Source organism: Mucilaginibacter corticis, from assembly GCF_007558865.1.
GTDB lineage: Bacteria > Bacteroidota > Bacteroidia > Sphingobacteriales > Sphingobacteriaceae > Mucilaginibacter > Mucilaginibacter corticis.
The window spans coordinates 1,228,291-1,243,925 of sequence record NZ_VLPK01000001.1; the positions used below are offsets into that span (position 1 = coordinate 1,228,291).

Here is a 15,635-nt window from a genome sequence, read left to right on the forward strand (position 1 = left end):
TATTAAATCATAGCCAAAATGATAAACATGCATCAATGTCTGCAGCTGTTTATTTCGCAGGTTGAACAAACCGGCTTTTGGGAATGGGTTGCCGTAATATTAGGCGTAGCCGAAGTGTTGCTGGCTAAAGTAAACAACATAGCCTTATATCCAACAGGTATAGCTGGCACCATTGTCAGCATTTATATTTTAATGATAGCCGGGCTTTATGCCGAATCGGCCTTGAGTATTTATTATATTGTGATGAGTGTGTACGGCTGGGTGCACTGGATAAAACGGCGGAACGCGCCGCCGGTAAAAATTACCTGGGCTACAAACAAAGAGTGGGTAATTACCCTGCTGATTGTATTTGTTGGCTGGGCCGTCTTTTATGTACTGCTAAAAAAGTTCACTACGTCAAATGTGCCTGTTTGGGATGCCTGGGTATCGTCGACAGCATGGGCCGGCATGTGGCTGTTGGCCCGGCGTAAGATGGAGAACTGGATCCTGCTGAACATCTCAAACCTGTTTGCCATACCGCTGCTTTGTTACAAGCACCTGATCTTATTTGCAGCGCTTACCTTGTTTTTGTTTATCGTAGCCATATTTGGCTTTTTTGACTGGCGCACTATATGGAAACAAGATAAAATGGCAGGCGCCGCCTTAACCAATTAAACATGGAAAATACAGTACCACATCCCTCGGCTTTTATTAGCGGGGATGATATCAATACCATTAGAAATTCAGCAGCCGAAGCCGAACAATTGGGCATACTGCATCCTCGGCAACTGGAAATAATTTACAGGCAGCAATGGTTCAAACTTTTAGTTCCTAAGATTTATACAGGCCTGCAAATATCACTCTCAGAACTGGTGCGGTTACAGGAAGCGATCAGCTGGACAGACGGCAGCACCGGATGGGTGGTAACCCTTTGCAGCGGCGCGGGCTGGTTTGGCGGATTTATTGATCCGGAAATTGCCGGACCGGTTTTTAATAATAGCCAGGTTTGCCTGGCAGGCAGCGGCGCGGTATGCGGAACGGCCGAACTGACAGAAGCAGGTTATATCATTAATGGCAGCTGGAAATACGCCAGCGGGGCGCACCATGCTACACAGATCACGGCCAATTGCGCGATAAAGAAAAATGGTGAGCCGGTGCTCAACGCCAATGGTAAACAACTGGTGCTGCCGTTTATTTTTGATAAAAAAGATGTGCAGATACTGCCCGCCTGGAAATATATCGGTATGATAGCCACGGGCAGCGATGCATTTGAGGTGAAAGACCTGGCCGTTCCGCATAACCGGCAGTTTAAAATTGAACCGGAGGCGGTAGTTGTGGACGAACCTTTATATCGCTATCCTTTTTTGCAGTTGGCAGAAGCTACGCTGGCTGTTAATATATCGGGCATAGCCATTCATTTTATTGACCTTTGCGGCGACGTTTTTAAAGAACGCATGAACCACCCGCGGCTTACCGATCAGCAAAAAACATATCTTATTGAAACCCTGGCATTGGCTAATAAAGAAATGAACCAACTACGGTCTGCTTTTTTTGACGCGGTAGATAATTCATGGGAATCAATAGCAAATGAAAACATGGTGCCTGATGCCCAATTAAGCAAGGTAAGTGCCACAAGCCGCAAACTGGCCATTACCGCACGAGAGATAGTTGACCAGCTCTACCCTTTATGCGGGTTAACCGCTGCGAGCACATCTACCGAAATTAACCGCGCCTGGCGTAATCTGCATACTGCCAGTCAGCACACTTTGTTAACTTTTGCCATATAGCGGTTAATATTATTTAATATTAACTTTATATACGGTTGTGATTGTATTTGGATATTTGGCTTTTTAATATTTTAAGCTGTATGAAAATTAAATACCTGTTGTTATTGGTGGGCGTATGCCTTTTTGTTGATGCTAACGCGCAGACTAAAACTAAAAAGAAAAAGCCGGTAACAGCAGATATTGCCCCTTCTACAGACCTGCCCCGCCCTAAACTGGTTATAGGCATTGTAGTTGATCAAATGCGTTGGGATTATCTTTACCGGTTTTATTCGCGCTACGGCAATACCGGCTTTAAACGCCTGCTTAATGAAGGCTTTAGCTGCGAGAATACCAATATCGATTATATCCCTACCGTAACAGCTGCAGGCCATACCGCAATTTATACAGGGTCGGTTCCCGCCCTGCATGGTATTGCCGGTAATGATTTTATTATACAGGCTACCGGTAAGTCCATGTATTGTACAGATGATACTACGGTGCAAACGGTAGGTGCCCCAGCGTCTAAAACAGGCCAAATGTCGCCGCGTAATTTGCTGACCACAACAGTTACCGACGAATTAAGGCTGGCTACCAACTTTAAATCAAAAGTGATAGGCATCGCGTTAAAAGACCGTGGCGGCATTTTACCTGCCGGGCACACGGCTAATGCGGCTTATTGGTTTGACGATAAAAGCGGTAACTGGATCTCCAGTACTTACTACATGAAGGAACTTCCGCAATGGGTAAAAGATTTTAACGACCAAAAACTGCCGGAAACTTATTTAAAGCTTGATTGGAATACGCTTTATCCTATAGACACTTACACTCAAAGTACCGCGGATAACAACAGTTATGAAGGCGCATTTAAAGGTGCCGATTCGCCTACGTTCCCGGTTAAAACGTCGGCTATGTATAAGGGTAACTTGGGCCTTATCCGCAGTGTGCCTTATGGCAATACATTTACGCTTGACCTGGCTATATCGGCCATTAACTTTGAACAGTTGGGTACGCGTGACGCGACAGACTTTTTGGCTGTAAGCTTATCATCTACCGATTATGTTGGCCACCAGTTTGGTATCAACGCGGTTGAGATTGAAGACACTTATTTGCGTTTAGACCGCGACCTGGGATCATTCCTGACCTTTCTTGATGCCAAAATAGGAAAAGACAAATATACCGTATTTTTAACTGCTGACCATGGCGCAGCGCATAACCCCGGATTTTTGAAGGATCAAAACATCCCGGCAGGCGTATGGGATGACGCGGTATCGTTAAAGGATATCAACGCTTATTTATTAGACAAATACAAAATTGATGGACTGGTATTGAGCTTCAATAATTACCAGGTTAACTTAAACTATTCTATCATCAATTATTTAAGGCTGAATGAAGACGAGGTAAAGAAAGACTGTATAGCTTTTTTACAAAAGCTGCCATATGTTGCTTACGCGGTTGATATGCAGAAGATCCAAACTACCAATATTCCTGAAGAATTGCGTACCCGGATCATTAATGGCTACAACATCGAGCATAGTGGCGTTATCCAGATCATTTTAAAACCGGGATGGTTTACCGGCCACGGCACTAATGATAAGGGCCCGACAGGTACCACCCACGGCACCTGGAACCCATACGACGCGCATATTCCGTTGGTATTTATGGGATGGGGTATTAATCATGGTACTACCACCAAAGAAACCCATATGACAGACATAGCGCCTACTATTTCGTCCCTGTTGCATATCCAGGCACCAAATGGCTCGATAGGCCATGCTGTGAGCGAAGTGTTGAAATAATTATTTTCTACTCATCATATTTTGGCGTTGGTCCGGATTTATAAATCCGGACCAATTTGTTTTAAGGCTATTCTGGCATTTACGGATCATCATAAATGTTCTTTTTTCTTGTAAGGTATTTTATTGTACGCCGACTAACCGGGAAAACAACATTTATGAAATCAATTATGAAAATCAATAAGTGGTCGGCAGTAGCTTTATTACCACTTCTTTTAGCGGCTTGTAAAAAAAGCAATAATCCGCCTACTACGTTACCTGAGCAGGCAACAATAACCGTCGAAAATGTTTTGCAATCACAACCGTTGGTTGAATCGGGCACCTTCCAGGGTACAGGCACTCCTGCATTGATCCTGCCGGGACAGACCACAACTATCCAGTTTTCTGCTGCAAAAGGTGAGGCAATAACATTCGCTACCATGTACGGCTGGTCAAATGATCTGTTCTTTGCACCGGCCAATCCGGGAATACAGGTTTATGATGCCAGTGGTAACCCTATTGAAGGCGACGTATCTTCACAGGTTAAGCTATGGGATAACGGCACCCGGATCAATCAAAAACCCGGTGCTACAGTTAACCACCCCGGCATAGCGGATAACAAAAACATTACCGAAGTTGTTGGCACCGACGCGCAGGGTAACGCTTACCTGCCCGCATCTAAATTGGTAAAAGCTACTTTAAAGTATAACGGCAACTCTGTGTTTACACTTACGCTTACAAATATTTCGGGCGGTACGGCAAATGAAACCCCGTTAAGCCCCGGCGTATGGGCCATTTCTTATATTGTAGGCGGCACACTCCAAAATGCGGCACCACTTTATACCAACGGCCAGTCTACCGCAAATGGCTTGACCAAGATTGCCGAAATGGGGGATAACAGTACATTAAGTTCTTATGTGAAATCAATTACAGGGATCTTCACACCGCTTTCACCGGTATTGGTAGTTGTTTATAATGGCATAGACAACCCTATTTTTAAGAATGGCGAGCTTGACCGTGGGCAGGGTCTGAAACCATTGGCACAGCAAGGGAATGCCGATACCCTGGCCGCGTATTTAAAAGGCAAACCGGGTATTAAAGCAGTTTATGTTTTGCCGGCGCCGACTACCAAAGTTTTATTGCCAAAAATCGGGGCGCAGACTGGTGGTATTGTTTCGCAACAATTAACAGTAGCCAAAGGCGACAGGATAGCGGTTGCTACGATGTACGGATTCTCAAACGACTGGTTCTTTGCATCTGCGGATAATGGCGTTGATGCCGCGACAAAAGGCGATATCTCTGCAACTGTTAAATTATATGATGATGGTACTGCTATTAATCAGTTCCCTGGTGCAGGTATTACCCAGTTTAACCTGGCCGGAACCCCGTTAAAAACAAGTCAACCGATAGCGCTTGTGCCAAACCCCAACCCGTTCACTACGTTGCCAAATATTATAAAAGTAACATTGAAGTAGAAGCTGTAAAGTAAAATAAATGGGCGGCATTATGCCGCCCATTTATTTTTTGAATTGAGCCGCTCAACAAAACAGATTGAGCTTTACAACACAACGCCGCCTGCTGCCTTGCCATACCTTTGTCTTAACAAAAAAATAAAAAGACAATGACAAAAGTATGGTTTATAACAGGCAGCTCCCGCGGATTAGGGCGCAGCCTTACAGAAGCGGTTTTAGCATCAGGCGATAAAGTAGCCGCTACTGCCCGCAATACAGATGCACTGGCCGACCTGGTTGAGAAATATCCACTACAAATATTCCCGGTTCAATTAGATGTTACCGATTATAATGAGGTCCGCAAAGCAGTAGCCGATACGGTTGCCCACTTCGGACGAATAGACGTTTTGGTAAATAATGCCGGCTTTGGTATCATCGGCGCAGCCGAGGCTTACAGCGAAGAACAGGTACGCAGCCAGTTGGAAACCAATTTGTACGCCCCTATTGAAATAACACGCGCCGTATTGCCATACATGCGCAAACAACGCTCGGGCCGCATTTTGCAGATCAGTTCGATAGGCGGCCGTGTAGGTAATGCGGGGTTGACCATGTACCAGGCAGCCAAATTTGGTTTAGGCGGATTTAGCGAAGCTTTGGCTAAAGAAGTAGCCCCGCTGGGTATTTATGTAACCTGCGTTGAGCCGGGTGGTTTCCGTACCGATTGGGCCGGTGCTTCCATGACCTACGCACCCACTATCGAAGGGTATGAAGATACCGTAGGCATGCGGACTGATTTCTTTAAAAGCGGAAAGTTTGTCCCGGTAGGTGATCCGGAGAAAGCAGCTAAAGCTATGGTAGACCTGGCTGAAAACCCTGAGCCACCGGTACATTTGGTATTGGGCAGCGAGGCCATTAACCTATTAAAGCATGCCGACGAAGCAAGGCAAGCCGAATTGGAAAAATGGCTGCCGGTTAGCTTATCTACAGATCATGATGAATCTGAGAACTTTCTGAACAGCGATTTTGGTAAGACCTATTTAAAAAGATAAGTAAATTAGCTTTATCAATGGCCGATAAACAAGATATCAGATCGCAACGGATCCTTTACTCCTGCTACGCCCACGTAAGCAGGGAAGGCGAGCAATTTATACCCGAACATGTGTTTGGGTATATCTTGTCCGGCAACCAGGTTATGTATGTTGGCGATAAGACGTATCACTTTAAGGCGGGCGATTTCAGGTTTTTTAAAAAGAACCAGCTTTGCAAATTTATAAAGCAGCCCCCGCCGGGTGGCGAGTTTATTTCTTTATCCACCCGTTTAGATAGAGAAACACTGTGGGCCATGAGCGAAGAGCTTAACCTGCATGCCGACGCGCCTTATACCGGCGATGGTATTTTATTGCTTGAGCCTAATGATCTGTTAAAAAATTATGTTGCCTCGTTAAAGCCGTACCTCAATGCTACTTCTGATATAGACAAGGCGCTTACCGAATTAAAGATCAAAGAAGTGATCATGTTATTACTTCAAACCAATCCCGAGCTTAAAAATGTACTGTTTGATTTTGCCGAACCGGGCAAGATAGACCTGGAGGCTTATATGAACGAGAACTACAAATACAACGTAAGCATCAGCCGGTTTGCCTACCTGACGGGTAGGAGCCTGGCAACCTTTAAACGTGATTTTGAGCGGATCTTTCACACTTCGCCCAATCGCTGGCTACAGCAAAAACGGCTGACTGACGCGCATTTTCTCATCAAAGAAAAAGGCTGGCGGTCTTCAGATGTTTATATGGAAGTTGGCTTTAAAGATTTTTCGCATTTCTCGTTCGCTTTCAAGAAAGCTTACGGGGTTTCGCCATCTCAGGTGTAATGATTTCCAAGTTGTCATCCTGAGCATAGCGAAGGATCTGCCAAGCGGCGATTGCATGGTTTGCAGATGCTTCGTCCCTCAGCATGACAAGTTATTTACCCCTCCAACAAAAACACAAACAACTCTTTAGGTCCGTGCGCGCCTAATACCAGCGTTTTTTCAATATCAGCAGTGCGGCTTGGGCCTGTAATATTGGTGATCATGGATGGGATATTTGCGCCATACTTTTTCTTGATCAGCGCAAAGCCGTCTTTCAGATCAGCAACCAATTGCGAGGTATAGGCCAGCACAATATGTACGCCAGGATAAATACTTAACCTGCGGCCCGCAGCTCCGGCGTTTGACAGCATAATGCTGCCATTGCGTGCAATCAAAGCTTCGCATAAGGTGAAGCCAACCTCGGCTTGTTCAAAATCTTTGTCGGTTTCAAAGTAAGGGTATTCGTAACGGGCCAAGATCTCCTGCAGCGCAGGTTCCCAGCAATAGATCTTATGCCAGTCGCGCTGTTCGGCTAATTCTAATAAGGTTTCGATAAATTGTACTTCATCTTCGCAAAAGGCAAATTGCCCCTGTACGGTCATAAACTCCTCGGCAAATGTCAGGTCGAGATGTTCAATCACCGGAGGGTATAGCGGCAGGTTCTCCAGATTAGGGTATGGGTTATCCCTTTTCTCAAGCAATGCCTGTCGTATCTTTTTAAGCAGCTTTTCTTTTGATGTAGTGTTATCTTTCATTCAGTCCTAAGTCTTGAGTCGGAAGTCTTAAGTCAACTATTTTCAACAATAATAAATAAAAAAGTCCGAAGCCTTAAATCAATTGATTTAAGGCTTCGGACTTAATAGTAATACTAAATATTATTCGCCAGACTGGGCTTCGGTTTCTTCTGGGTTTCTTTCAAAAGTACCTGAATGATCAACCACCCCTTCATGTGCTATTCCTTGCGCCGCAGGTTCTTGGTTTGAGTCATCAATACCGTTTACAAATTCATCGTAAGTGGTGCGGTGTTCAAACGGACGTTTACCCAGGATCTCTTCCAGATCTGATTGGAACAGGATCTCTTTTTCCAGCAACTTGTCTGCCAGTTTGATCAGGCCTTCGCGTTTATCTAACAACAGTTGTTTGGTACGGGCATAAACCTGGTTTATCTGGTTACGCACTTCGTTATCTATCAGCTCTGATGTTTTTTCAGAATATGGTTTGTTAAACTGGTATTCGCCTTGCGTATCGTTGAAGGATACGTTACCAACTTTATCATTCATACCATAAATGGTAACCATGGCGTATGATAGTTTAGTGATACGCTCCAAATCATTTTGTGCGCCGGTAGAGATCTTACCAAAAGTGATATCCTCTGCAACGCGGCCACCCATGGTCATACACATACCATCTTCTAACTGCTCGATGGTATATAAGAACTGCTCTTTAGGCAGGTATTGCGCGTAACCCAACGCGGCAACACCACGCGGAACGATAGATACCTTAACCAAAGGATCAGCATGTTCCAGGAACCAGCCCGCAATGGCGTGGCCTGCTTCGTGATACGCAACAATGCGTTTTTCTTCCGGTGATATGATTTTATTCTTTTTCTCTAAACCGCCAATTACACGGTCAATAGCATCCTGGAAATCCTGCATGTCAACAGCTTCTTTGTTACGGCGGGCAGCTATTAGAGCGGCCTCGTTACAAACGTTGGCTATTTCTGCACCGGCAAAACCCGGAGTTTGTGCCGATAATTTTTTAGCGTCAACACCATCAGCCAGTTTAACCGGTTTAAGGTGAACCTTGAAGATCTGCTCACGGCCAATCAGGTCGGGTTTGTCGATAGATACCTGCCTGTCAAAACGTCCGGGGCGTAATAAAGCCGAGTCCAGTACGTCAGGGCGGTTGGTAGCGGCAAGGATAATGATACCAGAGTCGGTACCGAAACCATCCATCTCAACCAATAACTGGTTCAGCGTGTTTTCGCGCTCATCATTACCGCCAACAATATTATTTTTACCACGGGCACGGCCAATGGCATCGATCTCGTCAATAAATATGATACATGGCGCTTTGTCTTTTGCCTGGCGGAACAAGTCACGTACACGTGAAGCGCCCACACCTACAAACATCTCCACAAAGTCAGATCCTGACAGGGAGAAAAAAGGCACCTGCGCCTCGCCGGCAACGGCTTTGGCCAATAAGGTTTTACCGGTACCCGGCGAACCTACTAATAAAGCGCCCTTAGGTATTTTACCACCCAGGTTAGTATATTTTTTAGGGTTTTTAAGGAAATCAACAATTTCCATTACCTCCTGTTTTGCTTCTTCAAGGCCGGCAACGTCATTAAAGGTTACAGATACCTGTGCTTCCTTATCGAACAAAGTAGCCTTTGATTTGCCGATGTTAAAGATCTGGCCACCCGGGCCGCCACCGCCGCCACCGCTCATGCGGCGCATAATAAACATCAGTACAGCTGCAAATAATACGATCATGATCACGCTTTGCACCAATCCGTTTGACAGCAGGCTGTCATGCGGTACATATTTGATGCTGGCCTTTTTTGCATCAGGCACATCTTTTTGCGCAGCGTCTATTGATTGCTTTAAGCTCTCGTACGAAGCATCGGTAAAAGTAAACTGCGGGTCGTTAGTTGTTACACCAAATGAATGCTGTGTTTTATTTACTTCTGCGTATTGCGGTTTCCTTAAACTGTCTTTTTTAATGTGAACTTCGGCAACCACATAGTCGCCGCTTTTGTAGGCCTCAACATAATCCACGTCGCCCGGCTTAAGCATTTCTGTTTCAAAACGCTTAAAATCAATCAGTGTGCCGCCACTACCGCCAGAAAAATAGGCTACGCCTAAAAAAGTAGCTATCGCAACGGCGTATAACCACATAAAGTTAAATTTAGGAGGTTTAGGGGCTATGCGTTTATTAGGTATTTTGCGTATTGGCTTTGGCTTCTGCAATTTTTTATCTTCCATTTTTATTTAAATCTCACTTATAATTAATCATTATAAGTTTTAAGGTGCATGATTAGGCGCTTTTATAACTTTTTACTTCGGCATCGCCCCATAGGTCTTCTACGCCATAATACTCACGCTTATCCGTACGGAATACGTGTACAACAACATTTATATAATCCAGCAATATCCACTCGCCGTACTCAAGCCCCTCTTTGCGCCAGGGGTCCTGCTTTAAGGCTTTGTAAATTTCTTCTTCGATACTATTGGCAATTGCTTTAACTTGTGTGGCTGAGTCGGCATGACATACTACAAAATAATCTGTCACCGAACTGTTTATATTACGGAGGTCTAACCTGACAATATCGTTTCCTTTTTTTTCCTGTATGCCATGAATGGCTAATTCAGAAATGTAATCCGATTCACTTATCGTTTTATTTTTTACCATCAAAAAGAATTAGTTTTGAACGTTTTTGGTTTTAGCATTATTATAACATTGCAAAATAACATATTTTCAGGATTATTTGTTGGACAAAATTTACTGTCACTAAAAGAAGTTGACTCAACTAACAATTTCCTTAAAAACTTATTGACAAATTCCAAGCCAGTGCCTGAAGGAACGGTCATTATGGCAGAAACGCAGTTTGCCGGCCGGGGGCAGCAAAACAATAAATGGCATGCCGAACCAGGCAAAAACCTAACATTCAGCATATTATTAAAACCCACTTTTTTGTCTGTTACCGAACAGTTTGATCTTACCCGCGCTGTAAGTTTGGGCGTTTATGATACACTGTGTCCGATATTGGGCAGTGCGCTTAAAATAAAATGGCCTAATGACATTTATTATGGCGATAAAAAACTGGGCGGTATGCTGATAGAGAATATATTGCAGGGCAACCAGATAAAAAGTGCCATAATTGGCATAGGGTTAAACATTAACCAGGACGTTTTCCCTGATGAGGCCAGTAATGCGACATCTGTTAAGCAGATATTGCATAAGGATTACGATTTACGGCTTATTTTAGCAGAAATTTGCAACAATGTTGAAGCATATTACCTTAGTTTAAAAGCGGGTAAGATAAATGATGTAAGGAATGCTTATTTAAACCGACTATACTGGTTTAATGAACAAAAGCGTTTTAAGGCAGGCGATGATGTGTTTGAAGGCATCATCACCGGCGTAAAAGACAACGGTTTGTTGGTGGTACAACAAAACGATAACGAGAACACATATAATCTTAAAGAGATAGAATTTTTAAACAACATCAAACCATGAAAAAACTATTTGCAATAATTGCAGCAGTATTAATAAGCGCCGGCGCCTACGCGCAGATTGAGCATCCGGTAACCTGGGCCTACGCCGCAAAAAAAACAAGCGCTACAGAGGCTACCTTATTATTAAAAGCCACTATACAACCCGGCTGGCACATTTATTCACTAAATGTAAAAGAGGGTGGCCCGATAAAGACTGCATTCACATTTGCGAAATCTAAAGATTATGAATTGGTTGGTAAACCGGTTGAACCAAAGCCTGTAACCAAATATGAAGAATCCTTTAAAATGGATGTAAGCTATTTTGAAAAGGAAGTTATATTTCAGCAAAAGATAAAATTAAAGCCCGGCGCAAAACTAACAGCAATTAAGGGCCAGTTGGAATACATGACCTGTAATGATAAAAAATGCCTTCCGCCGGAGGATGTTGATTTTTCTATCCCGGTTGGTAAATAATACAGTATATGATACCAGCCATCAAAAGCATTCCTGTTAAACAATTATTGGGTGTTTTATTTTTTGCCGCAGTGTTTTTTGTGGCAGGTACAAATACCGTAAAAGCCCAAACCGCAGATACCAGCGGCGTTACTTTTACCAGCATCCCCACTGCGGCCGATAGCATTGCATCGGCAAAAAAGGCGCAGCAAACTACCGTCGCGAAAGCAAAAACAACTATATCCGCGCCTGCGACAGAAAAACCAAAAACGCTTTGGCAGATCTTTATCGAAGGCTTTTTAGGCGGATTTGCAGCTGTGATCATGCCCTGTATTTATCCCTTGCTGCCATTAACCGTAAGCTTTTTTACAAAAAAATCAGGGTCGCGGGCAAAAGGTGTGGGGCAATCGTTGCTATATGGCTTATCTATTATCATTATATATGTTGGCTTAGGGGTAATTATATCGGCGGTTTTTGGGTCAGACGCGCTTAACTCATTGGCCACTAACGGCATCTTCAATATATTTTTCTTTTTATTGCTGGTGGTGTTCGGCATCTCCTTTTTGGGTGCGTTCGAAATCACGCTGCCAAGTTCGCTGGGTAATAAGCTTGACGCAAATGCCGATAAAGGCGGCGTTGCGGGTATCTTTTTTATGGCCGCTACCCTGGTTGTAGTTTCCTTTTCATGTACAGGGCCAATTATCGGTACCCTGCTTGTTGAAGCAGCCTCAAAAGGCGACAGGCTGGGCCCGGCTATAGGCATGCTTGGCTTCTCGTCAGCATTGGCATTGCCGTTTACGGCATTCGCTTTATTTCCTTCTGCATTAAAATCATTGCCGAAATCGGGCGGCTGGTTAAATACCGTAAAAGTTGTTTTAGGTTTTTTAGAGATCGGTTTCGCATTGAAATTTCTTTCGAATGTTGATCTGGCCTATCACTGGAACTGGTTTGACCGCGAAGTCTTTTTATCGCTTTGGATAGCATTAGGATTTTTATTGGGCCTTTATCTTTTAGGCAAGATCAGGTTTTCGCATGACAGCGAAACTGATCATGTTTCTATCCCAAGGTTCTTTTTCTCTGTTATTGTATTCGCATTTGTTGTTTATATGATCCCGGGATTATGGGGAGCGCCATTAAAATCCATCAGCGCGTTTTTACCCCCTATGGCTACGCAGGATTTTGACCTTTCGCAAATACCGGGTGGTGGAAGTTCAAATGCTGCTCCTGCCAAACAATCAACTTTGGTAAAAAAATATGAGGCTAATTACACACGTATAAAAACACGTGGTTTAGATGCATGGTATGATTATGATCAGGCCCTGCAGGTGTCAAAAGATCTGCATAAGCCTATAATGATCGACTTTACCGGCTTTAACTGTGTTAATTGCCGTAAAATGGAAGCCGATGTCTGGACAGATCCACGCGTGTTCAATCATTTAAAAAACGACTTTGTATTGCTGCAACTGGTGGTTGACGATAAAGCGGCGTTAGAACCTGCCGAGCAATTTACATCAACCTATAGCGGTAAAAAAATAACTAACCTTGGCGGTAAATGGAGCGATCTGGAAGCTTCGAGATTTAATGCCAATTCACAGCCGTTTTACGTTTTGCTTGACAGCGATGGAAACATGCTTACTGACAAAAATGGTAAAACTATAGCCCCCTCACCGGCTGATTATGACGTGAATAGCTATTTAAAATTTTTAGAAAGCGGAATTACAGCATATCAAAGTACACAACAAGGCAAAAAATAATGTAAATTTGCGGCAAAATCGGCAGGCTGGTCAAGTAAGCCTGCTGAATTAAGACTAAAACTCTCTGCCCAAATATTATAATGAGCCCGATAAAAAAAATAGGACTTTTTACGTCCGGTAGTGACTCTCCAGGAATGAATGCCGCGATCAGGGCGGTAGTACGTACAGCTGTTTTTTATGATATTGAAGTTGCCGGTATCCGCCGGGGATTTGAGGGGATGATAAACGGTGATATAGAACTTATGGGTACCAAATCGGTATCAAATATTATACAACGCGGCGGTACCATGTTAAAGACCGGTCGCAGCGAACAGTTTAAAACCTCCGCAGGGCGTAAACTGGCTTATGATCAGCTTAAAAAAAATGGTATTGAAGCCTTGGTAGCACTTGGTGGTAATGGCACTATTAAAGGTATGCGCGAGTTTGGTGATGAATACCCGGATATCGCTATCATGGCTGTTCCGTGTACTATTGATAATGACCTGCGCGGATCTGACTTTACCATAGGTTATGACACTGCCATAAATACAGTTATTGAGGCAGTTGACAAAATCCGTGAAACAGCCGAATCGCACGATAGGTTGTTTATTGTGGAAGTAATGGGTCGTGATTCTGGTATGATCGCTTTACGCACCGGTATGGGCGTGGGTGCTGAAGCTATTATGGTGCCTGAAACAAAGTCTGACATAAATGCCTTGTTTGATCGCCTGCAAAGGGGGCGCAAAGATAAAACCTCGAAAATAGTAATGGTTGCCGAGGGCGATGAACCGGGCGGGGCTTTTGAAATTGGCCGGGCTATTATGGAGAAATTCCCGCATTATGATACCCGTGTATCTATACTGGGTCACATACAACGTGGTGGTAAACCTACCTGCATGGACAGGGTATTGGCCAGCCGCTTAGGCGTTGCAGCTGTTGAGGCAATAAAAGAGGGCCACACCGGCGAAATGGCAGGCCTGATCCACAATGATATTGTCTTTACTCCTTTTGATCAATCGGTTAAACATCATAATGATGTAAACGCCGAATTTATCAGGATAGTTGAAATGCTTTCTTTATAGTCGAAAGGTTTGAGTCCTTAGTCTATAGTCACAAAACGTTAAATGACCTTGGACTAAGGACTTCAAACTAAAGACTTACAATAATTTTTCTGCAGCTTCTTTCCAGTTATTTACACGCTCATATTCTGTAAGCATTACATTATGCGGTGATGTAAATAATAATTTGCGACCGTTAAAACGGGTGAAGTTTTTGGTACGGTCGTCTATCATGATATCGGTATTCACAATTTTATACCCGCAAAACATAATATTGGTCCATGATATAAATGGGAAATAATCAGCCAGCCATGCCTGTTTATCTTCTAACGAGTTAGGGAACTCGGTAGCTGCCGATACAATAAATACATCATACTTTTTATTCAGCTCTGCTAAAACTTCCTGGCTGTCTTTAATCACTTTCAGGTCTCTGAAAAACCCTTTGCGGTTAATGTATTCGCGCAGGGTATGGTCAAGTTCAGGCGGCAACAATTCTCTGAACTCCTTGCCGTGCATTTGATCAAGGGTATAATTATAGCCATGTTCCTGTTGATAAATGGTGATGAATTTGTCAATCGGATCGGCAATAACCTCATCCATATCTATGGCGATGCTTAGTTTATTCATGGCGGTAAATTTCAAAAATTTACACCGCAAAAGCCTTTTGAATTTTGAATTTTTTATTTTGAATTATATTGCTACCTTTGCGTCCCCGCTGAAATAAACTCCGGGGGAATGTTGAACACATAATTAAAAACAAAAAATGGCAACTAAAATCAGATTGCAAAGACATGGTAAAAAGGGAAGACCTTTTTATTACATTGTAGTAGCTGACGCTCGTGCTCCGCGTGACGGACGCTTTATTGAGCGTATTGGGTCTTATAACCCTAACACCAATCCTGCAACTATCGATATCAACTTCGATAAAACTTTAGAGTGGGTTAACAATGGTGCACAACCAACCGATACCTGCCGTGCTATATTGGCATACAAAGGTGTTTTATACAAAAAACACTTAGAAGGCGGTGTTAAAAAAGGCGCGTTTACTGCCGAAGAAGCAGAAACTAAATTTGCTGCCTGGTTAGATCAGAAAGAAAGCAAGATCTCTGGTAAAAAATCAGACTTACACTCAGCTAAAGATGCTGCACGTAAAGAGGCATTGGTTGCAGAAGCTAAAAAGAAGGAAGATAAAGCTGCCGCTATCGCTGCAAAATACACTCCTCCTGCCGAAGAAGTTGAAGAAGAAGCTCCGGTTGCTGAAGCTACAGAAGAAACTCCTGCTGCTGAAGCTGATAGCGCTGAATAATTTCAGCAAACAATATTTATACAATGGCGAAGCAACCCAAAGGTTCTT

General features: G+C 43.5%; 15 protein-coding genes. 11 read left to right on the forward strand and 4 right to left on the reverse strand.

Annotated elements, in window-relative coordinates; translation table 11 throughout:
• Positions 1–27: 27 nt before the first annotated feature.
• The 6 genes from pnuC to FO440_RS05355 all read left to right on the forward strand — a co-directional run bounded on the left by pnuC (position 28) and on the right by FO440_RS05355 (position 6,838).
• Positions 28–654, forward strand: a complete 627-nt coding sequence (gene pnuC, locus FO440_RS05330; RefSeq protein WP_144248207.1) for a nicotinamide riboside transporter PnuC — start codon at positions 28–30, stop codon at positions 652–654.
• Positions 655–656: 2 nt separating this feature from the next.
• Positions 657–1,766, forward strand: coding sequence for an acyl-CoA dehydrogenase family protein (locus tag FO440_RS05335; protein WP_144247180.1), 1,110 nt, complete (start codon positions 657–659; stop codon positions 1,764–1,766).
• Between the two features lie 80 nt (positions 1,767–1,846).
• The gene (gene pafA, locus FO440_RS05340) at positions 1,847–3,541 is read left to right on the forward strand and encodes an alkaline phosphatase PafA (RefSeq protein ID WP_144247181.1); all 1,695 of its coding nucleotides are present in this window, start codon (positions 1,847–1,849) and stop codon (positions 3,539–3,541) included.
• Between the two features lie 167 nt (positions 3,542–3,708).
• A complete protein-coding gene (locus tag FO440_RS05345; RefSeq protein WP_246104176.1) occupies positions 3,709–4,992 on the forward strand; it encodes a spondin domain-containing protein in 1,284 nt (427 codons plus the stop codon).
• 146 nt (positions 4,993–5,138) lie between these two features.
• Entirely contained in the window at positions 5,139–6,017 is an 879-nt protein-coding gene (locus FO440_RS05350; RefSeq protein ID WP_144247183.1) for an oxidoreductase, read from the forward strand.
• A 17-nt stretch (positions 6,018–6,034) separates the two neighbouring features.
• Entirely contained in the window at positions 6,035–6,838 is an 804-nt protein-coding gene (locus tag FO440_RS05355; protein ID WP_144247184.1) for an AraC family transcriptional regulator, read from the forward strand.
• 95 nt (positions 6,839–6,933) lie between these two features.
• On the opposite strand, the gene FO440_RS05360 is transcribed toward FO440_RS05355, so the two are convergent.
• The 3 genes from FO440_RS05360 to rsfS all read right to left on the reverse strand — a co-directional run bounded on the left by FO440_RS05360 (position 6,934) and on the right by rsfS (position 10,231).
• The gene (locus FO440_RS05360; protein WP_144247185.1) at positions 6,934–7,572 is read right to left on the reverse strand and encodes a LutC/YkgG family protein; all 639 of its coding nucleotides are present in this window, start codon (positions 7,570–7,572) and stop codon (positions 6,934–6,936) included.
• Between the two features lie 120 nt (positions 7,573–7,692).
• Positions 7,693–9,804, reverse strand: coding sequence for an ATP-dependent zinc metalloprotease FtsH (ftsH, locus tag FO440_RS05365; RefSeq protein WP_144247186.1), 2,112 nt, complete (start codon positions 9,802–9,804; stop codon positions 7,693–7,695).
• Between the two features lie 52 nt (positions 9,805–9,856).
• Positions 9,857–10,231 carry a ribosome silencing factor gene (gene rsfS / locus FO440_RS05370; RefSeq protein WP_144247187.1) on the reverse strand — a complete coding sequence of 125 codons (375 nt, stop codon included), beginning with the start codon at positions 10,229–10,231 and terminating at the stop codon, positions 9,857–9,859.
• Positions 10,232–10,279: 48 nt separating this feature from the next.
• Here rsfS and FO440_RS05375 point away from each other — a divergent pair, with 48 nt between their 5' ends.
• The 4 genes from FO440_RS05375 (at position 10,280) to pfkA (ending at position 14,305) form a co-directional block, all read left to right on the forward strand.
• Positions 10,280–11,059, forward strand: coding sequence for a biotin--[acetyl-CoA-carboxylase] ligase (locus FO440_RS05375; protein WP_186292571.1), 780 nt, complete (start codon positions 10,280–10,282; stop codon positions 11,057–11,059).
• Positions 11,056–11,511, forward strand: a complete 456-nt coding sequence (locus tag FO440_RS05380) for a protein-disulfide reductase DsbD N-terminal domain-containing protein (protein WP_144247188.1) — start codon at positions 11,056–11,058, stop codon at positions 11,509–11,511. The genes FO440_RS05375 and FO440_RS05380 overlap by 4 nt, the downstream gene beginning before the upstream one ends.
• A gap of 8 nt (positions 11,512–11,519) precedes the next feature.
• Positions 11,520–13,244 carry a protein-disulfide reductase DsbD family protein gene (locus FO440_RS05385; RefSeq protein ID WP_144247189.1) on the forward strand — a complete coding sequence of 575 codons (1,725 nt, stop codon included), beginning with the start codon at positions 11,520–11,522 and terminating at the stop codon, positions 13,242–13,244.
• Between the two features lie 80 nt (positions 13,245–13,324).
• Positions 13,325–14,305: a 6-phosphofructokinase gene (gene pfkA, locus FO440_RS05390; RefSeq protein ID WP_144247190.1), complete on the forward strand. Its 981-nt coding sequence runs from the start codon at positions 13,325–13,327 to the stop codon at positions 14,303–14,305.
• Positions 14,306–14,380: 75 nt separating this feature from the next.
• Here pfkA and FO440_RS05395 read toward each other — a convergent pair whose 3' ends face one another.
• Positions 14,381–14,908, reverse strand: coding sequence for a 5' nucleotidase, NT5C type (locus FO440_RS05395; protein ID WP_246104177.1), 528 nt, complete (start codon positions 14,906–14,908; stop codon positions 14,381–14,383).
• Between the two features lie 136 nt (positions 14,909–15,044).
• Between FO440_RS05395 and FO440_RS05400 the strand changes: the two genes are divergently transcribed.
• The gene (locus FO440_RS05400; protein ID WP_144247191.1) at positions 15,045–15,587 is read left to right on the forward strand and encodes a 30S ribosomal protein S16; all 543 of its coding nucleotides are present in this window, start codon (positions 15,045–15,047) and stop codon (positions 15,585–15,587) included.
• The last annotated feature ends 48 nt before the right edge of the window (positions 15,588–15,635 follow it).